The sequence below is a fragment of the Bradyrhizobium sp. FW305-F6 genome (genome assembly GCF_058782905.1).
Genome location: NZ_JBYSYD010000001.1, coordinates 400,732 through 423,709 on the forward strand (window position 1 = coordinate 400,732; position 22,978 = coordinate 423,709).

Annotated in this window: 16 protein-coding genes and 2 tRNA genes; 2 read left to right on the forward strand and 16 right to left on the reverse strand. The window is 64.8% G+C overall.

The genetic code is table 11. From position 1 onward, the window contains the following. Positions 1 to 207: 207 nt before the first annotated feature. The 8 genes from AC3WLX_RS01940 to AC3WLX_RS01975 all read right to left on the reverse strand — a co-directional run bounded on the left by AC3WLX_RS01940 (position 208) and on the right by AC3WLX_RS01975 (position 7,496). On the reverse strand, positions 208 to 1,593 hold the full coding sequence (locus AC3WLX_RS01940; protein WP_291618833.1) for a TolC family outer membrane protein: 1,386 nt from the start codon (positions 1,591 to 1,593) through the stop codon (positions 208 to 210). 205 nt (positions 1,594 to 1,798) lie between these two features. Further along, positions 1,799 to 2,461, reverse strand: a complete 663-nt coding sequence (locus tag AC3WLX_RS01945; RefSeq protein WP_291618815.1) for a protein-L-isoaspartate O-methyltransferase family protein — start codon at positions 2,459 to 2,461, stop codon at positions 1,799 to 1,801. Positions 2,462 to 2,592: 131 nt separating this feature from the next. After that, on the reverse strand, positions 2,593 to 2,772 hold the full coding sequence (locus AC3WLX_RS01950; RefSeq protein WP_492334479.1) for a hypothetical protein: 180 nt from the start codon (positions 2,770 to 2,772) through the stop codon (positions 2,593 to 2,595). 210 nt (positions 2,773 to 2,982) lie between these two features. Next, positions 2,983 to 3,057, reverse strand: a tRNA-Asn gene (locus AC3WLX_RS01955). Positions 3,058 to 3,263: 206 nt separating this feature from the next. Then, positions 3,264 to 4,958 carry a flotillin family protein gene (locus AC3WLX_RS01960; protein ID WP_291618819.1) on the reverse strand — a complete coding sequence of 565 codons (1,695 nt, stop codon included), beginning with the start codon at positions 4,956 to 4,958 and terminating at the stop codon, positions 3,264 to 3,266. Positions 4,959 to 4,982: 24 nt separating this feature from the next. Further along, a complete protein-coding gene (locus AC3WLX_RS01965; protein WP_492334480.1) occupies positions 4,983 to 5,642 on the reverse strand; it encodes an OB-fold-containig protein in 660 nt (219 codons plus the stop codon). An 11-nt stretch (positions 5,643 to 5,653) separates the two neighbouring features. Then, positions 5,654 to 6,817, reverse strand: a complete 1,164-nt coding sequence (locus AC3WLX_RS01970; protein WP_492334481.1) for a PspA/IM30 family protein — start codon at positions 6,815 to 6,817, stop codon at positions 5,654 to 5,656. A 418-nt stretch (positions 6,818 to 7,235) separates the two neighbouring features. After that, positions 7,236 to 7,496 carry a hypothetical protein gene (locus tag AC3WLX_RS01975; protein ID WP_025036239.1) on the reverse strand — a complete coding sequence of 87 codons (261 nt, stop codon included), beginning with the start codon at positions 7,494 to 7,496 and terminating at the stop codon, positions 7,236 to 7,238. 252 nt (positions 7,497 to 7,748) lie between these two features. Between AC3WLX_RS01975 and AC3WLX_RS01980 the strand changes: the two genes are divergently transcribed. Then, positions 7,749 to 7,943, forward strand: a complete 195-nt coding sequence (locus tag AC3WLX_RS01980) for a hypothetical protein (RefSeq protein ID WP_291618827.1) — start codon at positions 7,749 to 7,751, stop codon at positions 7,941 to 7,943. Between the two features lie 51 nt (positions 7,944 to 7,994). On the opposite strand, the gene AC3WLX_RS01985 is transcribed toward AC3WLX_RS01980, so the two are convergent. From AC3WLX_RS01985 to AC3WLX_RS02015, 7 genes are all read right to left on the reverse strand, one after another. Then, positions 7,995 to 8,141, reverse strand: coding sequence for a hypothetical protein (locus tag AC3WLX_RS01985; RefSeq protein ID WP_492334482.1), 147 nt, complete (start codon positions 8,139 to 8,141; stop codon positions 7,995 to 7,997). Between the two features lie 654 nt (positions 8,142 to 8,795). Then, positions 8,796 to 8,869, reverse strand: a tRNA-Cys gene (locus AC3WLX_RS01990). Positions 8,870 to 8,963: 94 nt separating this feature from the next. After that, the gene (locus tag AC3WLX_RS01995; protein WP_492334483.1) at positions 8,964 to 9,704 is read right to left on the reverse strand and encodes a tRNA-uridine aminocarboxypropyltransferase; all 741 of its coding nucleotides are present in this window, start codon (positions 9,702 to 9,704) and stop codon (positions 8,964 to 8,966) included. 37 nt (positions 9,705 to 9,741) lie between these two features. Further along, a complete protein-coding gene (locus AC3WLX_RS02000) occupies positions 9,742 to 12,846 on the reverse strand; it encodes an efflux RND transporter permease subunit (RefSeq protein WP_492334484.1) in 3,105 nt (1,034 codons plus the stop codon). Then, positions 12,846 to 15,995: an efflux RND transporter permease subunit gene (locus AC3WLX_RS02005; protein ID WP_492334485.1), complete on the reverse strand. Its 3,150-nt coding sequence runs from the start codon at positions 15,993 to 15,995 to the stop codon at positions 12,846 to 12,848. Before AC3WLX_RS02005 ends, AC3WLX_RS02000 begins: the two co-directional genes overlap by 1 nt. A gap of 37 nt (positions 15,996 to 16,032) precedes the next feature. Beyond that, entirely contained in the window at positions 16,033 to 17,436 is a 1,404-nt protein-coding gene (locus AC3WLX_RS02010) for an efflux RND transporter periplasmic adaptor subunit (protein ID WP_492334486.1), read from the reverse strand. Then, on the reverse strand, positions 17,426 to 18,910 hold the full coding sequence (locus tag AC3WLX_RS02015) for an efflux transporter outer membrane subunit (protein ID WP_492335898.1): 1,485 nt from the start codon (positions 18,908 to 18,910) through the stop codon (positions 17,426 to 17,428). Before AC3WLX_RS02015 ends, AC3WLX_RS02010 begins: the two co-directional genes overlap by 11 nt. Positions 18,911 to 19,621: 711 nt before the next feature. Here AC3WLX_RS02015 and AC3WLX_RS02020 point away from each other — a divergent pair. After that, positions 19,622 to 20,656: a cysteine synthase A gene (locus AC3WLX_RS02020; RefSeq protein ID WP_492334487.1), complete on the forward strand. Its 1,035-nt coding sequence runs from the start codon at positions 19,622 to 19,624 to the stop codon at positions 20,654 to 20,656. A gap of 13 nt (positions 20,657 to 20,669) precedes the next feature. Here AC3WLX_RS02020 and AC3WLX_RS02025 read toward each other — a convergent pair whose 3' ends face one another. Then, the gene (locus AC3WLX_RS02025) at positions 20,670 to 22,913 is read right to left on the reverse strand and encodes an O-linked N-acetylglucosamine transferase family protein (RefSeq protein ID WP_492334488.1); all 2,244 of its coding nucleotides are present in this window, start codon (positions 22,911 to 22,913) and stop codon (positions 20,670 to 20,672) included. Between the last annotated feature and the right edge of the window lie 65 nt (positions 22,914 to 22,978).

A 22,978-nucleotide genomic window follows, 5' to 3' on the forward strand; every position in this document is an offset into this window, starting at 1 on the left:
CGGCAGCCCGACTTGTCCCCAGATCACGGCTCAATGTGCAGGCGGTGCGCCCCTGCCCCCGGCACTCAAGCGTTACGCACACGACATCATTGCGGGGCGAATCGACCCGCATCATCTTGGCAAGGCTATGTCAGGGATTTTGACGATTGCAAGCAAAGCACCGGTCGACCTCTGCCGTTCGCAAGGTCGACCGTATGATTACGGGAATTAGCGCCCGTCGGGCGTACGCACGCCCACCCAGCTGTCGCGGACCTGATGGTAGTGAACGCTGGCGTCGTAGGTCGTGGTCGCAAGGCCGAGCACCTGGGGCGACAGACGGCCGACGGCAGCGAGGACGTTGTACGAGGCGACGACACGGTCGTGCTGTGCGGTCACCAGCGCGACGCGGGCATTCACCAGCGCCTGCTGCGCGTTGAGGACGTCGAGCGTCGTGCGCTGCCCCGCCTTGGCTTCTTCGCGCACGCCGTTCAGCGCGATCTCTGACGCCGTGACTTGCGCCTGGGCGGACTGCACCTGCGCCTTGGTGGCCTGCAACGAGCCCCACCATTGCACCACGGTCGCACGAGTCTGGTCGCGCGTCGTTTCGAGGTTGAGGCGCTGCTGCGCCAGGTTTTCCTTGGATTGGCGGATCAGCGAATATTCACTGCCACCCTGATAGATCGGCACCGAGATCTGCGCGACAGCGGCGGCGTTGAACGCCCTGTATTGAATCAGCGACTGCTCGTATGACTGCGTGGCGCTCGCCTGCAACGTGACGGTCGGCAGCAGAGCGCCTTCCGCGACTTTGACCTGCAGGAAATTGACGTCGATGCCGAACATTGCGGCCGTTACGTTTGGGTGCTCGATCAGACCGAGTTCGATAGCCGACGCGAGTGTTGACGGCAGGAACCGATCGACAGGCGAACCGGGCGCCAGATTCGTTGGCTCGTTGCCAATGATGCGACGGAAGTTCGCACGTGTCGTCGTGAGATTCGCTTCGGCGGTGAGCGCTTGAGTCCTGCCGGCCGCCAGTTGCGCTTCTGATTGAGCGACGTCGGTACGGGTCACTTCACCGACGTTGAAACGGTCTCGCGTCTGCTTCAGCGTTTGCTCGAGCACGCGCACGTTGCTGCGCTGGACTTCAAGCGTGGCGGCATCGCGCAGGTAATCCATGTAAACCGTGGCGGCCTGGAGCAGCACACTTTGATCCAAGCTGCGCAAAGCCTCGCGGGCGCCCGACACCTGGCTCTCGGCGGCGCGTGTCCGATTGGCCGTCTGGTTGCCGTTGTACAAGGTCTGGGAAGCCGTTATCCCCACGCTTCGGGGGATGCCGGGCCCGTTGATCGGGTCGCTGTTGGTAGCGCTCTTGAAGTCCGAGTACTGGTAGCCGCCGCTCGCCGAGAGCGAGACTCTTGGGCGATAGCCCGACAAGGCTTGAGGCACGTTCTCGTCAGTCGACCGAACCTGGGCACGTTGCGCGTTGAGTTGCGGATTGTTCTGATAGGCGCGCACCAGCGCGCCGTCGATCGTCTCGGCCAAGGCATGCGTCGGCCCTGCAAGCGCCAGCAGCAGGACCGAAACCGCAGCTCCGGTGAAGAGCTTCACCCCATGCATCCCTGAAATTCCGTTCATTCTAACGTCCGGCTCGTGCCCGCGAGCCGGGTTACCGTCTACCACTGGAGTCGTTGCCCCTCCGCAACATAGGACGCGGTCACGCGCGACGGAACTACCCCGAGGTGGTTCCCGGTGGAAACTCTAGACGTGCAGCATCCCGGCCACACTTCTGATTCAGAACGGGATTTTAACGGGCTTTGGGCCGTCAGAAGACGAAGGCAGCCGCCCGTTCCAGCCCCGGAAGGACCGGGGCTGCTGCGTCGAACAGCGCCCGATGGCCGAATTCGCCGTGGGTACGGGTCACGATCACGGCGCGAGGCGGCCTGGATTCGGCCGACACCCCGACCAGACGCCCGCCTTCCTTCAGCTGCCCGAGCACCGCCTCCGGTATCACCTCGGCGGCGCCATTGAGGACGATGACATCATAGGGCGCCGCTGACGGCTCTCCATCCGTGCAAGAAGCGGCCTTGCAGGTGACGTTGGCAAGCCCCAGGCTGCCGAGGATATCCTTGGCCTTTGCAGCCAATGCCGAATCGCATTCGGTCGCGGTCACCCGCCGTGCGAGCTTGGAGGTCAGCGCGGCCAGGTAGCCGGTGGCGCAGCCCACGACCAGCACGTTGTCGCCCTCGCCGATTTCGGCAGCCTGAAGCAGCTTCCCGGTCAACGCCGGCTTGATCAGGAACCGTTTGGCGGCGCCTTCGCTCACGTCGAGATCGAGGTCGAGGTATGCCAATGCCTGCCGGCTGGCCGGCACGAAGGCCTCGCGCGGAAGCGCGAACATGGCATCGAGAACACGACGGTCGGTGACGTCACTGGTGCGCACCTGGCCATCGACCATTTTTTGGCGCGCGGTCGAAAAACCGGACATTGGCGGACCCTGCATTGCGGACGATGCCGCGAAAAAATCGCGGCATCTTTGGAGCATGCAAGGTCAAAACGCAATATGGCCGCTGGCCGTCAGAGATCAGGCCATCGCTGCGAGTCCGACGCAGACCAGCCTTATTCGATCGTCACCGCGAGGCGGCCGATCAAGGCAGCTACCTCGTCCAGCCGTGCCGAATCCGGTGTCTCGACCGCACGGGCGAGACAAACGAGACATTCATCGTCACTGAGTTCGGGAACGTCGGCCGGCAGAATCGAGGGGGCCACAACAGGACGGTCGAGCTGGATGTCTGGCATGGGAATTAGCTCCGTGAATATCCGGCAACCGCATGCTCAGTGTGAAATGAGTCGATTTGGCGCCGGCCCAATGGCACGACCGCGCTGCTCACAGACACGTGCGAGGGCGATTCCCCTGGCTGGGCGAGCCTGCAAGCTCAGAAATCACGGCAAGAAGATCGCGCTCAGGATGAGGGCGCTGGCATAAATCGTTGAATTATCGGAAATATTTGGCTCCCCGGGCTGGATTCGAACCAGCGACCATCCGATTAACAGTCGGATGCTCTACCGCTGAGCTACCGAGGAAAAGGCGAACCAGTCGTTCGCGCGCGGCTGCGTATAACAAAGCCGCTTGCGCTTGCAAAGGACGAATTCGTCATCATCCGAAACGTGCTCCCGAAAGGCTGGACGGCTCCCTCCTCCGAATCCGCGGGCGAGGAACAAGGTGGCTTGGCGCCCAAGCCGTCAGCCTGTCTATCGCTTCGACTTCTCCGCAGCCTCGGACCGGCGTTCTACAGATCGGCCGAATTGGCCTTCTCCGGGACTGGCGCCGGCACGGCTGCGCCATTGCTCTTGCCCGTCACGGCGCCGACCAGAGCCTTGACCGGATCATCACCGGGCGCAAAGCCGCTCTGGCGCAGGATCTCGTCGATCATCGGACGCAAGGCGTGCACCTTGAGGAGCTCGCCGGCGAGTCCCTCGCCGAAGCCGACATTGCCTCCGCCGGCTCCATTGCCGCCGAACGCACCGCCGGTGTGAAGGATCCGGACGTCCTTGAGGTTCGCGATCGGCTTCACCATCTCGGCCAGCGCGGCCGGCATGGTCTCGATCCGCTTCTTGGCGATCTCGAAATCGATCACGTTGCTGCCGAGCTTGTTCTGCGCCTCGTTCTTCATGGTGATGACGGCAGCTTCGGCCTCGCCGATGTTACGGACGCCGACCGCCTTGATCTTGTTGGATTCGGCTTCGGCGGTGGCCAGCGTCTTGACGGCCTCGGCGCGGTCGAGCGAGGCCTTCTTCTCGGCCTCGGCCGCGACGATCAGCTCGGTCGACTTGCGTTCGGCCTCGGTACGCGCGGCCAGCACCTGGGTGAGGCGGGCACGATCGGCGACCTCGATCGCACGCGCGGTGACGACCTTTTCCTCCGCAGAGACGGCCAACGCCTCGGCGGTCTTGGCTTCGGCGACGGCTTCCGACGTCTCCTTGCTTTTCGCCGCGATCTGAATCTCGTTCTCCTGCGTCGCGATCTGGATCTCGCGCTGGGCGTCGGTCTTGCGCTTGTTGATGGCCAGGTCCGACTCGATCACCGCGGTTTCCTTGACCTGCTTGGCGCCGGCCTCCTTTTCGGCGACCGCCCGGTCCGTGTCGATACGGGCATTCTCTTCGGTCAGGCGCGCGGTTTGCGTCGCGGTTGCGACTTCGGCGCGGGTGCTCGCGGTCTTGTTGGCGATGTCGCGCTCCTGCGAGAGCTCGGCTTCTTTCTTGGTGCGCTCGATGGTCAGGGTCTGCTGCCGCGCCTCGAGGTCCTTTTGCGCGATTGCCACCTCGTTGTCGCGCACGATCGCGTTGCGGTCGCGGCGGCGGGTCTCGGTGATGGTCTTGAGCTGGGTCAGGCCTTCGGCGTCGAAGAAATTCTCGGGGTTGAAGAACTTCACGTCGGTCTGGTCGAGCTTGGTCAGCGAGACCGATTCCAGCTCGAGACCGTTGGATTTGACGTCGGATTCCACGGTCGCTTGCACGTGCTTGACGAAGTCGCTGCGCTTTTCCTGCAGCTCGAGAATGGTCATGGTCGCCGCAACCGACCGCAGGCCGTCGACGAACTTGGCCTCGACCTGGTTGCGCAAGGCTTCGGCATCGTTGGTCAATGCACCCAGCGTCTGGCTCGCCAGTGCGATACTTTCGTCATCGGGACGAACCCGGACGTAGAACTCGGCGACGATGTCGACGCGCAGGCGATCCTTGGTGATCAGGGATTCCCGCTCCTTGCGCTCGACGGTGAGCCGCAGCGTCTTCAGATTGACGCTGGCATAGGAGTGGAAGATCGGCAGGATCATGGCGCCGCCGTCGAGCACGACCTTCTTGCCACCTAGCCCGGTGCGCACGAAGGCCTCGTCGCGAGTGGCGCGCTTGTAGAGAATGGTGAAGACGACCCCCAGGACGACGATCAGCGCGACGCCGATCAAGGCCGGGACTGCGATGTCGAACATGGCTTTCTCCGCTGGTGGGACTTGCTAAGGGCTTAGAGTGGGCTTGGACGGCTTCAGTTCATCGTCCGCCTTCACCGCGACGAAGCGCGTGCCGTCGCGGTCGACAAGGAGCACCAAGGTTCCCTGCGGCAAAGGCCCGGAGGACGGCGCCGCGACGGCCGAGACGAAATGACGGTTGCCGTGGACGTCGGCAACGCTGACGCGGCCGGGCGGCCCCTGGTCGAGCGGGCCGACGACGACCTCGCCGATGCGGCCGACGAGATCGCCGAGCCCGACCACGTAGCTTTCGTCCTTGGGAATGATCCGCGCGATGGCACGGCTGGTCACGCGGACCAGCGGGACCGATGCGGCGACTGCCCCGATCGAGGCGACCGCCGCCGGCAAGGGACCCGCCACCATCCGCGCGACGTCCTGGATCAGGAAGCCGGTGATGGAGAAGGCGCCGAGCAGCAGCAAGAGGAAGATCAGCAGCGGAACGCCGCCGACATTGATCCAGGAGATGGCGTTGACGACACCGTTGTCGCTGGGATGGGCGAAGTCGATGTTGGTGCCGAGCATCTCGCTCAAGGAGGCGCCGACCAGCATCGAGATCACCTCGATCGAGCCGACGATGACGATCATGGCCGCCGCGATCGCGAACGGCCTGACCTCCGGCGCCATGACGTGTTCGAGCAGCGCGCTCATGACGCTGCCACTCAGGAGCCCGACTTCAACCGGGCCAGCCTCGCTGCGATTTCCTTGTCGCGATGGAGCGTGCTGAGCTCGTCGATGTCACTTGAATAAGCGATACCGGGCGGCACGCCGGTGGCCCGCGCCACCGCCCTGCCCGCACGCAGCGCCTTCGCCGCTGCGGAGCTGCCGCCCTGCTTCTTGGATGAAGTCGAGGACTGCTGGCTTGCGATGGCCTCGCTCTTCTCCAGATCGGCGCGGCGCTGCTCGGCATCCTGGAGCGCCGACAATACGGCGCGCAGCGACGTCACGCATTGCTCGATCTTCTCGTTGTTCTCGTCGATGGCCCGCGACAACACCTCGAACTGCGCCTCCAGGTCCATCTGCCGCGCGATGCCGGCGCGGGCGAGATCGTCGCGCCCATCCGCGATCGCGCCCTCGATCTTGGTGGTGAGATCGGTCATCGCCCGCTCGATCTCGCTGCGGCGCGCGTTGAGGCGGTATTCCTCGGCCCGCGCGGCCGCAAGCGCATCGCGCGCTTCGCTCTCGGCACGCTCGATCTCGCGGATCGCCTGTCCGACCACTTTCAGCTTGTTCTTGCCCTCGGCCTGCTCGATCGCGTCGTATGCGATCCCCGCAATCAGGCGCCCGACCCGGGACAGGAAATTGTCGGGAGCGGCAGCGATGTTATCCATGGCGTTCTCCTCCTCTGGCAGGCTGTTCGGCGTGACGCCGTAGTGAACTTCGAAACCCTCGCCCGTGCGGACCAGGCGTGCCGGCACGCTCTGCCCCCAACCCTCGGCATAGCCGGCGTAGTCGAACGGCACGCTGAAGCGCCCTTGCACCGTCGCGATCGAAATGGTGGCGGGTCCCTTGATCTTGGCGAGCTTGTCGTCGAGCGGCAGGCTGCGGCCCTGCGCGGCGCGATATTCGGCCCGGTCGCGCAGGCCCAACGTCACCAGCCGCGAAGGCAGCGCGGTCTGCTTGCGGATCGGCTCATAGGCATGGGCGTGGAGCAGGACCACGTTGGAGCCCACATTGTGGGTCCGCGCGACCTCGTCGAGGATCTCCATCATGCGGTCGTAACCCTTGAACGTCGCCTCGATGGCGTCATTGGCGGCCGGATCAGGGGCAAGCCTGTATCGCAGCGCGGATGGAGCATTCTTGGGCGACGAGCTCATGGAAAGCACTAAAGCACCATTTTAGTGCTTTAGGAAGAGGAGATGCGATCACGTTCAACTGATCCCTGTGCACTCTATCGGTTAGTCGCCGCAGTCCGGGACTGCGTTCAAGCCGCCCCGATCATCCTAGATTACGGCCAATCAAGACTTCTTGCACGTCGGGGTTGCAATTTGACGCGAAATGCAAGCTCTTCCATCCCGAGCTGTAGGCGTGACGGTGGAGAGCCGCGACCGCATGTCAACGACGGTAAGGGCTGTTGGCAGACCAGGTCGTTCTAGACATGGATATGACGGGCGGCCGGGCCGGTCTCCGCAGCGCATCAACCGTTTCTCCACAACCTGTCCGCAGCATATCCACAGAGCGGCGAGGACGGATTCGCGAGGCAGTGCTACTACTTGCTGCGCACAAACCCACAAGGAGAGTGGCTCAGCCGCCGGCCTGATCGAACACGGACCGGCAGGCCTCGCTGAGGCTGGCGCGGTTGCGGCGCAGGCAGGCGGTGATGGCGCGGACGTTGGGGATCTCGCCGGCGCAGAGCCGGTAGACGTCAGGCGTGCAGGCCCGCCGCTGCTCCGCCGTTCCCTGTGCGTGAGCGGCGGAGGCAAACAGCGTCAGGAACAGCCCGACCGTTGAAGCGCCACGCGCCCGGCTTTTCACGCCCGCAAACCGCAAGAACCTCGCCTTCATGCCCGGTCTCCCGCTCTGCCCGCCCCGGCCTGCATTGGCCGGCGTGGTGGAAGAGGTAGGAGAAGTGGACCGAGGGGGATGTGATTTCTCGCACACAAGCTGGCCCGCAGCCCGCGGGACGCCACGGCGATCGTTTAGGAATTGCTAACCAATCTAGTCCCGATCGCCCGATCGTTAAAATGCGAACGATCGGGTCAATCGGGAAACAAAGCGGTTTTGCGAGATTGCGCCATCGCGTTCTGCGAGGGTGTGATGAGCGAAGCCGAATTCAACTTGCTGCTGGATGCTGTCCGGGACGCCATGGACTTTGAAGACCTCGCGTCCTTGCCGGAGCAGGCCTTTGTGCCCCGCTCGTGGAGTTTCGACGCGCCGGCCAAAGCAGCCAACGACAACGAGGGCGCCTGGCCTCTCCTGCCCTTTCCCGACGGCTGGTACGCCGCCTGCTGAGGCCGGCTTCGGCCCGACATCATCGGGCTGCCGAGCCAGGCGCAACAATAATCAATTCTTGGCGCGTTCGTCGCCATCTCGGGGCGCCCGCTCGGGGACAGCCGGCGGGAAGATGCTGTCATAGATCGCGCGCGCCTCGCGAATGAGACGAGCGCGCTCCTGTTCGGATTTCGGTACAAGCCGGACAATCTCGCCCACGTGTTCTCCAGCGCTCGGTGGTTGGGACATCTCACCTGACCGATGCGAACTGCATGCCAGCGCGCCTTAATCGCTAACTTGGGTGGACCCGGACAAACCCGGTGTGCTCGCCCTGCCGCAGCTGCTTCGTTGGGTCACTTGGCTCTTTCAGTACACCCGGACGCAACCGAGGTACCGATCGCGTAGCACGTGGGTGCAGCGACTTTGATTGGCGCGCCCTTCGCGGGCTCGAGCCCCGAATTTGCCGCTCCCCAGAACACCGCTAACGCGGCCACGGCCCCGACGATCGCAAGCGCGATCCTGTCAAGCTTGATGAAAAGGGGGCGACGCTGCTTCACCTGACGCAACTCGAACCGATGACGGAACCATGACGGAACCATGACGGAACCATGATGGATCTATTCCGGTTCCATGGCAATACACGCCAACGTTAATCGGGAGGCCTCGCTTTTAACCGTTCAAGTGCGGCGGATAACCGCTGCCGTCAGCGTGACCAGCCTCGATGGGGGCAGAGGAGAGCACTGCGGCGATGGTCGACGCCGCCTTGAAGGAGCCGCTCAAAAAATGGGGAGCGAAGGTTGCAATCCCGTGGCAAGTCGGAATTACCAGAACAGCCAACGAACAACTTAAGCTAGCAGTTCCAGAACTTTATGATGGAGGCCACGTCGGGACTCGAACCCGAGTAAACGGTTTTGCAGACCGGCGCGTAACCACTCCGCCACGTGGCCCCGTAAGCGCGGACCAATATAGGGGATGAAGCGTTTAGGCAACCGCCTTCGTCCGACCTTGGCGGCGGCAGGGGTTTTCCAGCGTGGATCGGCGTCAGGCGCGTTTACGACGCCGGAAGTCGCGCCGGCCGCCCTTCCGGACAGGTTTGGGCGCCAATTCCGGCATCTCGGCCTGGACCTCGCGGTAGCGCGTCAACAGCCGTTCAAAACTCGCGTGCAACGTCTCGGCGATGTCGGGACGCCGCTCGAGACCGGCGAGGATCGTCGCCGCGGCCTCGATGGTCGACAGGCCGTCGCGGCGCGGCTCCTTGCGCAGATGCCCATAGCGCGAGGGGTGTTTCGGGTTGAGGATCACGCGTTGGCACTTGAGCATCCAGGGATTGCGCCACCACAACGCCTTGGCCTGGCTCCAGGTACCGTCGAGCAGCACGACGCCTTCGAGCTTGCCGAGGATCGCGCGCTGGTTCTCAGCGATTTCGCCCTTGCGGTTGAGCGCGACGATCTCGCCTTCCGCATCGAGATCGGCCGCGCGGGCCGAGCCGAGATAGAGCACGGCCCAGTGGGTGGCGTTGTCGACCGGGCGCCCGAGCGCCTTGGACAGACTCGGCCAGGACAGGCCGACCCGCAACGTCGCATCGGCGAAATGCCTGGCAAGCAGCCGCGCCGTGCCGAGCGCCCTGTCCTGCTCCTGCGGATGCTGGAGGATCAACAGCGAGAGACGATTTTCAATGGGCGTGACGCTGTCGCAGATGCAGAGAGGCATCGGCTTCTGGCAATGAGGGCATTCGGGGATCGGTTCGGCCGGCGCGGCGGCGGTCTCGGACGGCTTGGACATGGGGGCCGCTATACGCTTGAAGCAGCGCCTCGCCAACCTATTCCGCGGGTACGGCCAGCGGACGCGGCTCGGAACGGCGGCGCAGGCGGTCGATCAGGAGGTAGATCACGGGCGTGGTGTAGAGGGTCAGGATCTGCGAGACGAACAGGCCGCCGATGATGGTGATGCCGAGCGGGCGGCGCAGCTCCGTGCCGGGGCCGGTCGCGACCACCAGCGGAATGCCGGCGAACAGCGCCGCCATGGTCGTCATGAGGATGGGGCGAAAGCGCGCCTGGCAGGCCTCGAAGATCGCCTCGGCCGAGGACAGGCCGCGCCGGCGCTCGGCGTCGAGCGCAAAGTCCACCATCATGATGCCGTTCTTCTTGACGATGCCGATGAGCAGGATGATGCCGACGAAGGCGATCACCGTCAGCGGCGTGTTGGTGAGCTGCAATGCGAGCAGCGCACCCAATCCGGCCGAGGGCAGTGTCGAGATGATCGTGAGCGGATGGGCAAGGCTCTCGTAGAGCACGCCCAGCACGATATACATCGCAACCAGCGCGCCGAGGATCAGAAGCGGCTGCCGGCCGCTGGTCCTGGCGAAGTCGCCGGCATTGCCGTCGAAACTGCCTCGGATGCCCTCAGGCATGTGCAATTCCTCGACCGCGCGCTGAACGTTCTGCGTCGCCGTCTGCAGCGGCGTGTCCGGCAGCAGGTTGAACGACACCGTGGTCGAGGGGAACGACTGCGAGTGATAGACGGCGAGCGGGGCGACCCCGCGCGTCGCATGCACCACCGCGGAAAGCGGCACCTGGACGTCGCCGGCGCCGGCGACAAAGATGCGGTCGAGGTTGGAGGGATCGACCTGGAATTTCGGATCGATCTCCAGCACGATCATGTACTGGTTGCGCTGGGTATAGATGATCGATATCTGCCGCTGCGCGAACGCATTGTTGAGTGCGTTGTCGATGTCCTGGACCCTGACGCCGAGCGCCGACGCCTTCTGGCGGTCGATGGAAAGCGTGAGCTGAAGCCCGCCCGGATCGCGATCGCTGGAGATGTCGGTGATGCCCTCGACGCTTTCCAGCCGTTTGGCCACGATCGGAGCCCATTTCTGGAGAAGACCGAGGTCGGTACTGGTCAGTGTGTATTGGTAATTGGAATCGCTTTGCCGGCCGCCAGCACGGACGTCCTGGGCCGCGAACATGAAGAGGCGGATGCCCGGCACGGGATAAAGCGCCCTTCTCAGACGGTCGATCACGACCTCCGTCGAGACGTGGCCGCGCTCCTCCGGGGGCTTCAGGCTGATGAACATGGTGCCGCGGTTCGAGGTCGCCCCGCCCGGCCCGCCGCTGCTGCCGACGGTCGAGCCAATGCCGGCCACGGCCGGATCCTGCATCACGATGTCGGCCAGCCGTTGCTGGAGTCCGAGCATCGACTGGAACGAGATGTCGGCCGAGGCGCGCGTCGCGCCGATGACGAAACCGGAATCGTCGGTCGGGAAATAGCCCTTGGGCACCTTGATGTAGAGCGTCACGGTGAGGCCGATCGTGGCGAAGAATACCAGCAGCGTCAGCAGCGGGAACTCCAGCACGGTGCGCAGGGTGCGGGCGTAGAAGGCGACAATGCGCGACAGCGAGCCCTCGATGATGCGGTCGAACAACGTCGCGGTGCTGGACGTGGTCTGCCGGATGTAATGAGCGCAGATCATCGGCGTGACCGTTAGCGACACCAGCGTCGAGACCAGGATGGCGAAGGTCAGCGTCAGCGAGAACTCGCGCAAGAGACGGCCGACGATGCCGTCCATGAAGATCAGCGGCGTGAACGCGGCGATCAGCGACAGGCTGATCGAGACCACCGTGAAGCCGATCTGCCTGGCGCCTTCCCGCGCGGCCTGCAACGGCCGCATGCCATGCTCGAGGTTGCGATACATGTTCTCGATCATGACGATGGCATCGTCGACCACGAACCCGACGGAGATCGCCAGCGCCATCAGCGACAGATTGTCGATCGAGAAGCCCGCCACCCACATGCCGGCGCAAGTGCCGGCCAGCGCCAACGGCACCGATATCCCGGCCGCGATCGTCGGGGTCAGCCGGCGCAGAAACACGAACACCACGACCATCACCAGCAACGACGTTGCAAGCAGGGTCCATTGCATGTCGAGTACGCTGGCGCGGATCGTGCCGGTGCGATCGACCAGGGTGGAGATCTCGACACCGGCCGGGATCCACTGCTTCAGCGCCGGGATCAGCGCCTTGACCCTGTCGACGGTGTCGATGACGTTGGCATCGCCCTGCTTGGTGATCTGGATCAGCACCGCGGGCTGCTTGTTGAACCAGGCGATCGAGCGGGCGTTACGGACGGAATCCTCGATGTCGGCGACATCCGAGAGCCGCACGAAATTGCCGTTGGAGCTCTTGACGATGATGTCGCGGAACTCTTTCGCGGTGCGCATCTGCCGATTGAGCCCCAGCGTCTCGCTCTGGCGTTCGCCTTCGAAGATTCCGACCGGTCCAAGCGGGTTGGCGTTGATGATCGCGGTCCGTACGTCGTCGGTGGCGATGCCGGCGTTTGACAGGGCGACCGGATTGAGCTGGACCCGCACGGCCGGCTGGTCGGCCCCGGATACGGTGACGTCGCCGACGCCCGGCACCTGCGAGATGCGCTGCGCCAGCACGGTGTCGGCGACGTCGTAGATGGCGCTCGCCGACAGTGTCTTCGAGGTCAGCGCCAGCACGAAGACGGGCGCGCCGGCTGTATTCGCCTTGCGGAAGCGCGGCAGCGTCGGCAGGTCGCTCGGCAGGTCGACCATCGCGGCGTTGATCGCCGCCTGCACGTCGCGAGCCGCCTTGTCGATGTTGCGGCCGATGTCGAATTGAAGCTGGATGCTGGTGGTGCCGAGGGTCGAAGTCGAGGTGATCTGGTTGATGCCCGCGATCTCACCCAGCCGCCGCTCCAATGGCGAGGCGACCGTGGCCGCCATCACGGACGGGTCGGCGCCGGGCCGGCTGGCCGAGACGAAGATGGCGGGGAAATCGACATTCGGAACCGAGGCGACGGGCAGGAAATGATAGGCGACGGCACCCAGCAGGAACAACCCGATCGACAGCAGCGTGGTCGCAACCGGGCGGCGGATGAAGGGCTCCGAGATCGATGGCATTACTGCATGCCCTCGGTGGCGCCGGCGACCGGCGGGCCGCCGGATTCAGCCGGCGGCACCGCCTGTTCGAGCCGGCGGCTGATGCGGTCGAGTGCCAGATAGATCACGGGCGTGGTGTAGAGCGTCAGCAATTGGCTCAGCAGCAGGCCGCCGATGATGGAGACGCCGAGCGGGAAGCGCAGCTCGGCGCCGGTGCCGCTCTCGATCGCGAGCGGCAGCGCGCCGAACAGCGCCGCAAGCGTGGTCATCATGATGGGACGAAAGCGCAACAGACACGCCTGCACAATCGCCTCGTTCGGCGACATGCCCTGCCGGCGCTCGGCCTCGAGCGCGAAGTCGATCATCATGATCGCATTCTTCTTGACGATGCCCATCAAGAGGATGATGCCGATCAGACCGATCACCGAGAGATCCTGACCGCACAGCATCAGCGCGAGGATCGCGCCGACGCCGGCCGATGGCAGCGTCGACAGGATCGTGATCGGATGGACGTAGCTCTCGTAGAGCACCCCCAGCACGATGTAGATCGTGATCACCGCGGCGAGCAGCAGCCAAGGCTGGCCGGCCAGCGCCTTGGCAAATTCGGCGGCATCGCCGGCATAGATGCCCACGATGCTGTTGGGCATGCCGATCCGCGTCTCGATGGTCTTGACCGCCTCGACGGCGTCACCGAGCGCCGCGCCGGGCGCCAGGTTGAAGCTGAGGGAGACGGACGGGAATTGCGCCTGGTGCGAGATCGCAAGCGGCGCGGTGGTCCGCTTCAGCGTCGCCACGGCGGACAGTGGCACCTGAGCGGCGGGTGCGCCGGCGGTGGTGCTGGCAGCGCCCGGCAGATAGAGCTTGGACAGGATCGAGGGATCGCGCTGGTACATCGGCAGCGCCTCCAGCACCACCCGGTACTGGTTGGCCTGCCCGTAAATGGTCGAGATCTGCCGCTGCGCGAAGGCGTCGTTCAGCGTGTCGGTGATGGCCTGGAGGTTGACGCCGAGCTGGCCGGCGCGAGTGCGGTCGACATCGAGCTGCGCGCGCAGGCCGCCCTCCTGCGCCTCGGAGGAGACGTCGCGAAACAGGGGATCGCGCCGCATCTCCGCAACCAGCTTGCGCGACCATTCCGAGACCAGCGCCGCATCGGTGCCGGTCAGCGTGTACTGGTATTGCGAGCGGCTCGACTGGGTCGAGATCTGCACGTCCTGCACCGGCTGGAAATAGACGGTCATGCCGGGGATGTCCGAGACCCGCTGCTTCAACCGGGCGACGACGCCCGCGACATCGTCAGGCCGCTCGCCGCGCGGCTTCAAGCTCATGACGAGCCGGCCGACATTGGTGGTCGGGTTGACCGAGCCGGCACCGATCACCGAGACCACGCCGAGCACATCAGGGTCAGCCCTGATCGCCTCCGCCACCTCCGTCTGCCGTCTCGTCATCTCCGCAAAGGACACGTCCGGCCCCGCCTCCGTCACGGCCGTGATCGAGGCCGTGTCCTGCAGCGGCAGGAAGCCCTTGGGCGCCACGACATAGAGTACAAGCGTTGCGATCAGCGTCACGAAGGTCACGACCAGCGTGGCGCGCTGGCGTTCCAGAACCCACAGAAGCGATCTGTGATAGGCCTCGACCGTGCGGTCGATGAAGCGGCTGACCGCGGCCAGTCCCGGCACCGCCAGCTCCTCGTGGGCATGCTTGAGCAGGCGCGAGCACATCATCGGCGTCAGCGTCAGCGACACCACGGCCGAGGTCACGACCGCAATCGTCAGCGTCAACGCGAATTCGCGGAACATGCGCCCGACGAGACCCGACATGAACAAGAGCGGAATGAAAACCGCGATCAGCGACACCGTCAGCGAGATCACGGTGAAGCCGATCTCGCTGGCGCCCTTCAGCGAGGCCTCCATCGCGCTGTCGCCGTTCTCCATGTGACGGACGATGTTCTCGATCATGACGATGGCGTCGTCGACGACGAAGCCGGTGCCGATCGTGAGCGCCATCAGCGACAGATTGTCGAGGCTGAAGCCGGCAAAATACATGATGCCGAAGCTCGTGATCAGCGACAGCGGCAGGGCGACGCCCGCGATCACGGTGGCGCGCAACGAGCGCAGGAACAGCAGCACGACCAGCGTCACGAGCACGACGGCAAGGACCAGCGTGAACTGCACGTCGCGCACCGAGGCGCGGATAGTCACGGTGCGATCGGAGACGATGGTGAGGTTTACGCCGGCCGGGATCGCGCGCTGCACCTTCGGGATTTCCGCGCGAATCTGGCTGACGACGTCGATGACGTTGGCGCCGGGCTGGCGCTGAATGTCGATGATGACGGCCGGCGTGCCCTGGTACCAGCCGGCGGTGCGGTCGTTTTCGAGGCCGTCGACGATCTGCGCGACATCGCCGATGGTGACCGGCGAACCGTTGCGATAGGCGATGATGACGGGCTTGTAGGCGTCGGCCGCGGCGATCTGGTCGTTGGCCGCGATGATGTAGGATTGCTGCGCGCCGTCGAGCGAGCCCTTCGGCCCCGAGACATTGGCATTGGCGATCGCGGTGCGCAAATCCTCCATGGCGATGCCGTAGGCAGCAAGGCGTGCAAGATCAGCCTGGATGCGCACGGCCGGCTTCAGCCCGCCGAGCACCGAGACGCGTCCGACGCCGGAAATCTGGCTCAAGCGTTGGGCCAGAATGGTGTCGGCAATGTCGCTCATTGCCCGCAGCGAGATCGTGTCCGAGCGCAGCGCCAGTGTCATCACCGGCGCGTCCGCTGGATTGACCTTGGCGTAGGTCGGCGGATAGGGCAGCGTCTTGGGAAGCACGCCTGCGGCTGCATTGATGGCGGCCTGCACGTCCTGGGTCGCGCCGTCGATGTCGCGGTTGAGGTCGAACTGAAGCGATATCTGGCTGAGGCCGAACGAACTCGTCGAGTTCATCGACGTCAGCGACGGAATCTGGCCGAGCTGGCGCTCCAGCGGCGCGGTGATCAGCGAGGCGATCACGTCGGGGCTGGCGCCGGGCAGCCGCGTCGACACCTGCACGGTCGGGAAATCGACCTGCGGCAACGCCGAGACCGGCAGCGCGAAATAGCCCAGCAGCCCGCCGATCATCAGCGCGATGCCAAGCAGCGAGGTCGCGATGGGCCGGCGGATAAAGGGTTCGGAGACGCCCATGGGTTACGCCTGCCGCTTCATGCGGCTGTTGTCGGGATCATGGCTGCTTGGCTCCGCTTCCGGATGCCCCCGGCCCCGGTGCCGGCCCGGTCTGTCCCTTCTGGTCGCCCTCGCTGCTCTTGCGCTTGGCGCGAAACTCGCCGTCCTTGGCTTGGCCGTCCTTCTGGCCGTCGTTCTGGCCTTCCCTCGCCCCATCCTTCTTCTGGGCGTCCGGCCCGCGCGAGCGCTTGCGCGGAGCAATATCCGCCGACGGGGTCTGGTCGTCGCGGCCAATGATGACCTTGGAGCCGTCGGACAGATTGGCAAATCCCGTCGTGACGACCTTGTCGCTTGCCGACAGGCCACTGGCGATCACCGCCTCGTGCTCATTTTGCTGAGTCACCGTCACGGGCTTCGCCGAGACGATGTTGTCCTCGCCGATGACATAGCTGAAGGTCCCGACCGGGCCGCGCTGCACGGCCGAGGTTGGCACCACCAGCGCCTGCCTCAATGTCTCGACCTTGAGGCGGACATTGACGAACTGGCCCGGCCAGAGCTGGTAATTGGCGTTGGGAAATTCGGCCTTGAGCTTGAGCGTGCCGGTGGTCTGGTCGACCTGGTTGTCGATGCCGGTGAGCTTGCCGGTGTCGATCACCGTGATGCCGTCATTGCCGAACACGTCGACCGCGAGCGGGCCTTTTGCAGCGGCGGCATTGACCCGCATGATCTGCTGCTGCGGCAGGCTGAACCACACCGCGATCGGCTGCAATTGCGTGATCACCACGAGGCCCGTTGTGTCGGAGGCATGAATGATGTTGCCCTGGTCGACCTGGCGCAGGCCGGCGCGACCCGAGATCGGCGCTACGATCTTGGTGTAGCTCAGCGTCGCCGCCGCGTTGTCGATCGCTGCCTGGTCGGCTTTGACCAGCGCCTCGGTCTGCGCCACGAGCGCGCGCTGGGTGTCGGCCTGCTGCTTCGAACCGGCGTTGGACGCGGCGAGCTGCTCGTAACGCGCAAGGTCGATGCGCTGGTTGGCGAGTTGCGCCTGATCCTGCGCCTTCTTGGCCACGGCCTGGTCGTACTGCGCCTGATAGATCGCCGGATCGATTTCGCCGAGCACGTCGCCCTTCTTGACGTCCTGGCCTTCCGTGAAATTGACCGCGATCAGCTTGCCATCGACCTGCGAGCGCACCGTTACGGTGTTGAGCGCGCGGATTGCGCCGACGCCGTCGAGATAGACCGGCACGTCCTGGATGCGCGGGGTGGCCGCCAGCACCGGCACCGGCAGATCGGGGCGCTGATTGCGATTGTTCGCCTGCTGCTGCTGCATCGCAAACCAGGCAACGTAACCGAGGCCCCCGAGGATCGCGAGCGTGACCAAGCTCATGACGAAGCCCCGGCCGCGCGATCTCTTCGCCGCCCCCTCTCCCGCCCCTTGTTTCGTGTCGGGCTTAAAGAGCATTGACCGGTTTCTCCATTCGCGGCTCCCAGCCGCCGCCGAGCGCCTGGTACAGGCTGACGATGGCAAGAAGCCGTGCGAGCTGGGCCTGCAACAGCGCGTCTTCCGCCTGGAACAGCGTCAGCTGGGTGTTGAGCACCGTGACGATGTCGGCGGTGCCGGCGCGCAATTGCTGCTCGGACAGATCGAAGGCGCGGCGCGAGGCGGCGACGACGACACGCTGCAATTGCAGCCGGATCGTGGTCTGCTTGATCGAGAACAGTGCGTTGTCGACGTCGGCAAAAGCCTGGATGATGGTCTTGCGGTAGGTCTGGAGCAGTTCGTCCTGCCGCGCCTTGGCGAACTCGAAATTGCCGAGGATCCGGCCGCCGTCGAAGATCGGCTGGGTCGCGCTGCCGACGAGCTGGAAGAACGCCGCATGCGGCTGGAACAGCGAGACCAGCGCCGAACTCTGATAGCCGCCATTGCCGGTGAGCTGGATGGTCGGAAAGAACTGCGCGCGCGCATTGCCGATATTGGCGGTCGCAGAGGCAAGCTGCGCCTCCTGGCGGCGGATGTCGGGCCGCTGCGTCAGCAGTTCCGACGGCAAGCCGGGCGCGACACGCGGGATCGCGATCCGGTCCAGGGAGCCGCCATGCACGCGCACGCTCTCCGGCGGCCGCGAGATCAGCACGGCCAGCGCGTTGACGTTCTGGTCGAGCGTCTGCCGAAGTGGCGGAACCAGGGCCTTCTGGTTCGCAAGCACGCTCTCCTGCTGGGCGACGTCGAGATCGGTACCGGTGCCGGCGCTGCGCCGTTCCCTGACCGCGTCGAGAATACGCTGCGCGCTCGCGATATTGCGCTGCGAGGTTCTGATGCGGTCCTGCGAGGCCAGCACCTGGAAATAGGCATTGGCGACGGCCGCCAGCGTCGTCAGCGCGACCGTGTCGCGATCGAACCGGTTGGCGTTCGCCGTCTCTTCGGCGGTCTGCAACGCGGCACGATTCTGGCCCCAGAAGTCTAGCTGGTAGCTCGCGCTGAGCGAAGCCGAATAGTTGACGACCTCGCGTCCGCCGATCGACAGGCCAGAAGCGCTGGAGCCCGAGGTGCGTGAATAGGTTTCCGAGCCGCCCGTCGACACGCTCGGCAGCAGCGCCGCGCCCGCCTGTCGCGCCTGGGCGTCGGCCTGGACGATGCGCGCAACGGCCGCGGCGATGTCGAGATTGACGGTCTGCGCCTCCTGCATCAACTGCGTCAGCTCAGCTGAGCGGAAGCCGCGCCACCAATCCAGCGAGGGCGGCGCATCGCCCTTGCCGGCATATTTGTACTGGGTGGGAACGTCGAGCGCAGGATCGGGCAGATCCTGGGTCAGTACGCAGGCACCGGAACCGGCGGAGAGGCACAGCGCCGCAAGCCAACGCGCCAAGCGCCGCGTCCGCGATGCAGAACCGACAGACCGCCGCGTGGCGATCGCAGGAATTTTTTGTGTCACATCCAGCCCCTGCCGGGCAGACCCTGGAGCCGCCGCGCGGCCGGATTAACCGATTCGCGACGGGAGGGTCGGGAGGCTTTGGACGACGCGTTCACGGCCGTGATGCTTTCTGCGGAACCTGACCCATACTAGCCGGGCGCGGCATGACGGGACAGTGCCGCGGTTGCGAGATCCCCATGCCGGTGCGCTGGCAGCGAACTGGCGAAAATCTCAGATCTACCTGTCTCGCAGTGACTTCTCTGATCAAAAAAACATCCGGAAACACGATCAAGCTTACCAAGATTTCATGTGATATTGCGGCCACACCGGCTGCTGAGCCCTCGAGGGGCCGCATCCGGGCGTCTTGAGCTCAATCGCGGCAGCTGGCCAACTCACGAGACCGTCAATTGCCGTCTGCGCCGCTGCCTATCGTGACCAAATCTCCTCGGCTTCGCGCCCCCTCTAAGCCGATCCATGTCGCACCTGGCAAGACTTGCTCGCAGGGTCACTCATGACGAGCGTTATCTTTTCCTGAGCTGACCGGGTTTGGTCATTTCATCCTACCGATATCCCGCCTCGCGGCCGAGCGCCTCATCGGCCCTCTGTCCTCGGCATATGACTGTTTGGACTGACATTTCGGCCGCGTTCGCCGCAGCGCAAAAGCCTTCCCCTTTGGCCTGCCAAGCACTAGGTTTAAGCCAAAGCTGATCAACCCCTTTGGTAGTGATTTCCCCTGACATGACCATTCGTAACGACGTTGTCGAAGCCATCGGCAACACCCCCCTCATCAAGCTCAAGCGCGCCTCGGAATTGACCGGCTGCACCATCCTGGGCAAGGCCGAGTTCATGAATCCTGGTCAGTCGGTCAAGGACCGCGCCGGCAAATGGATGATCCTGGAGGCGGAGAAGCGCGGCGAGCTCAAGCCCGGCGGTCTCGTGGTGGAAGCGACGGCCGGGAATACCGGCATCGGACTCGCGGTCGTCGCCAGCGCGCGCGGCTACCGCACGCTCATCGTGATCCCGGAGACGCAGAGCCAGGAAAAGAAGGACTTTCTGAAGCTGTGCGGCGCCGAGCTGATCGAGGTGCCGGCCCTTCCGTTCGCCAATCCCAACAACTACCAGCACGTCGGTCGCCGTCTCGCCGACGAGTTGCGCAAGACCGAGCCCAACGGCGTGTTGTTTGCCGATCAGTGGAACAACCTCGACAACGCGAAGGCACACTACGAATCCACTGGGCCCGAGATCTGGGAGCAGACCGGCGGCAAGGTCGACGGCTTCGTCTGCTCGGTCGGCAGCGGCGGCACGATCGCCGGAGTCAGCCGTTATCTGAAAGAGAAGAACAAGGACATCCGCATCGCCTGCGCCGATCCGCACGGCGCCGGCATGTACGAGTATTTCAGGACCGGCGATCCCAAGGCCACGCCCGGCGGCTCGATCACCGAAGGTATCGGCCTCAACCGCGCCACTGCGATCGTCGAGACCGCCAAGGTCGATGACGCCTACCTCATTCCCGACACTGAGGCCGTCAGCGCGATCTACGAGCTGCTCCAGCAGGAGGGCCTGTGCCTCGGTGGCTCGACCGGCGTCAACGTCGTCGGCGCGATGCGGCTTGCGAAGCAGTTAGGACCCGGCAAGACGGTCGTCACCGTGCTGTGCGATTCCGGCAGCCGCTACCTGTCCAAGCTGTTCAACGCCGACTTCATGCGCGCCAAGAACCTGCCGGTGCCGGAGTGGCTGGAGAAGCGCAGCAACATCAAGCCGCCCTTCGTATGATTGCCTCGTCCGGCTACGCGGTCTCGCCGCGTTCTGCGGCCGCGGCACAATAATCGCGCCAAAACTGGCGGTACCCCTCCTCGACCCTGCGCGTGTAGATTTCGACATTGCCGGCGGCCGAAGCTGCGATCCGAGCCGGCAACTCCGCGCGTAACTTTGCCAGATGGGCGGGCTGCGCCGCAAATTTGCATGCGATCGCAGCGTAGCCCTCGTCGTCCTCGGCGACCCAGTCATTGAGGCCGACGGCCGCCACGATCGACCCGCCGGCGCGCGAGGATGCGCCGTGGCCGAGCTTGGCGACGACGGGAACGCCCGCATAGAGGGATTCCCAGGTGCTGACGCCCCCATTCTGCGGGAATGGATCGAGCGAAATATCGACCTTCGCGAAGGCCCGCAGATGCTCGGCGCGCTCGGACGAGCCCATGCAGATGATGTTCTCTTCGGCAATTCCATGCGCCACAAATCGCGCAAGAAGACCATCGCGCACCATGGGATCGTCGAGCAGCGTATGCTTGATGACGATCCTCGATCCGATCAGCTCCCGCATCACGTTCGACCAGACGCGGATGGCCTCGTCCGAGATCTTGTTGATACGGTTGAACACGCCGAACGTCACATGGCCGTTGCGGAGCATGGGAAGCTCCGAAGGCGGCACATCCAGGATGGGATCGGTCGTGATCAGGCACGGCAGGTCATAGACCTTTTCGGCCAGCAGATGTCGCGCCGATTGCGGAATGAAGATCGGGTCCGCCAGGACGTAGTCCATGGTCTGCAGGCCGGTGCCGGTGGCGTGCCCGAATCCCGTGACCTGGACCGGCGCCGGCTTGCGGGCGAATACCGGCAGCCTGTTGCCGGTCGTATGCCCTGATACGTCGATCAGGATGTCCACCTTGTCGGCCTCGATGCGATCGGCCAGTTCGTCGTCGGACAGCTGCCAGGCGTCGACCCAGACGTCGGCCACCGAATTGAATCTGGCCGTCATCTCGTCCCGCTGCGGCGAGCACGAATAGCAGACGATCTCGAATTTGGTGCGGTCATGATGGCGCAGCACCGGTAACAGGCCAAACGCCGCTGAGTGGTACCAGAACTCGGCAGCGACATAGCCGACCACGATCCGCCTGTCGGGATCGAGCGGCCGGGCCGCCAGCGTCCTTCGCGGCAATCTGGCGCCGATCGCATCCCACCAGGATTTGCGCGCCGCCTGCTGGACCGCGAAATCAGCCTCGGAGAGATAGTCCAGCAGGTAGATCTTCCGCGCGATCAGGTCAGGCTGGTCGGGGGCGATTGCAAGCGCCGCATCGAGATGCTCGATCGCGGCTGCGGTCTCGCCCTGGTTGGCAAAGCAGGCGCTCAGCAGCGCCAAGGCGATCGGCGAGCGCGGATTCTCCTCGAGCAATGCCGTGCAGGCCACGATCGCCTGGGCCGTATTCCCCACGCTCAGCGCGACCTCGGCCTTCCCCCGCAGCGCCACTTCGAGCTTCGGTGACTGCGCGAGCGCGGCATCGAAATCCGCCGCCGCCTGCTCCGGCCGCGACAGCGCAAAATTGAGCCGCCCGCGGTGCGCGAGGACTTTCGGCGAACCGGGCCTGATCGCGAGCGCCGCTGCGAGCGCTGCTTCCGCCTTGTCGTAATGCTTGAGTTCGGTAGCGACCACCCCCTTGCCGACAAGGGCCTCGGCGTGACGGGGCTGAAACAACAGCGCTCGCTCGAAACTCTGCCCGGCGCGGTCAAACCGGCCCAACGCCAACTCGGCCAGGCCGCGATTGCAGAGCGCATCGGCATAGTCGGGCTTCAGAGCGATGGCGCGGTCATAAAACGCGATGGCCTGGTCGGGCCGGTTCATCTGGAGCAAGGTGTTGCCGAGGCCGGCCAGAGCCGGCGTAAAGTTCGGCTTCAACGCGATCGCCTTCTCCTGACAGGCGCGGGCCGCTTCGAATTTCTGAAGCGCAGAATATACGACCGCGAGATTACTCTGGGCCTCGTGCGACCGCGGATCGAGCGCGGTCGCACGTTCGAGCAGCTGCTGCGCCTCGTCGAGGCGGCCGCCCTGCTGCACGCTCAGGCCAAGAAAATGCGTCGCGTCGAAATGATCCGGAACGGCCAGCACGATCTGGCGGCAGAGCGCCTCGGTCTCGGCATATCGGCCCTGCCCATAGGCGCTCGCGGCGGCGGCAATGACGGCGTCGGCCTGCTTCTTCAATTTTTTCTGCAACCGCGCATTCTGGAATGCGCGCGCGCCGGCGCCGCTGCTCTGCAAGGTGTCTCTCCGGAAGATGGCCCGCGGCGAGTCTAACTGATTCGCGCACCGGCCCGGCCGGGGTC

Excerpts from the sequence above, each read along its gene's own strand:
- AC3WLX_RS02000 (WP_492334484.1), bottom strand. The coding sequence starts at position 12,846 with ATGCCATCGATCTCGGAGCCCTTCATCCGCCGCCCGGTTGCGACCACG.
- AC3WLX_RS01980 (WP_291618827.1), top strand. The coding sequence starts at position 7,749 with ATGAGCGAAGCCGAATTCAACTTGCTGCTGGATGCTGTCCGGGACGCC.
- AC3WLX_RS01965 (WP_492334480.1), bottom strand. The coding sequence starts at position 5,642 with ATGAGCGCGCTGCTCGAACACGTCATGGCGCCGGAGGTCAGGCCGTTC.
- AC3WLX_RS02020 (WP_492334487.1), top strand. The coding sequence starts at position 19,622 with ATGACCATTCGTAACGACGTTGTCGAAGCCATCGGCAACACCCCCCTC.
- AC3WLX_RS02005 (WP_492334485.1), bottom strand. The coding sequence starts at position 15,995 with ATGGGCGTCTCCGAACCCTTTATCCGCCGGCCCATCGCGACCTCGCTG.
- AC3WLX_RS01945 (WP_291618815.1), bottom strand. The coding sequence starts at position 2,461 with ATGTCCGGTTTTTCGACCGCGCGCCAAAAAATGGTCGATGGCCAGGTG.
- AC3WLX_RS01950 (WP_492334479.1), bottom strand. The coding sequence starts at position 2,772 with ATGCCAGACATCCAGCTCGACCGTCCTGTTGTGGCCCCCTCGATTCTG.
- AC3WLX_RS01975 (WP_025036239.1), bottom strand. The coding sequence starts at position 7,496 with ATGAAGGCGAGGTTCTTGCGGTTTGCGGGCGTGAAAAGCCGGGCGCGT.
- AC3WLX_RS01960 (WP_291618819.1), bottom strand. The coding sequence starts at position 4,958 with ATGTTCGACATCGCAGTCCCGGCCTTGATCGGCGTCGCGCTGATCGTC.
- AC3WLX_RS01940 (WP_291618833.1), bottom strand. The coding sequence starts at position 1,593 with ATGCATGGGGTGAAGCTCTTCACCGGAGCTGCGGTTTCGGTCCTGCTG.
- AC3WLX_RS01995 (WP_492334483.1), bottom strand. The coding sequence starts at position 9,704 with ATGTCCAAGCCGTCCGAGACCGCCGCCGCGCCGGCCGAACCGATCCCC.
- AC3WLX_RS02010 (WP_492334486.1), bottom strand. The coding sequence starts at position 17,436 with ATGCTCTTTAAGCCCGACACGAAACAAGGGGCGGGAGAGGGGGCGGCG.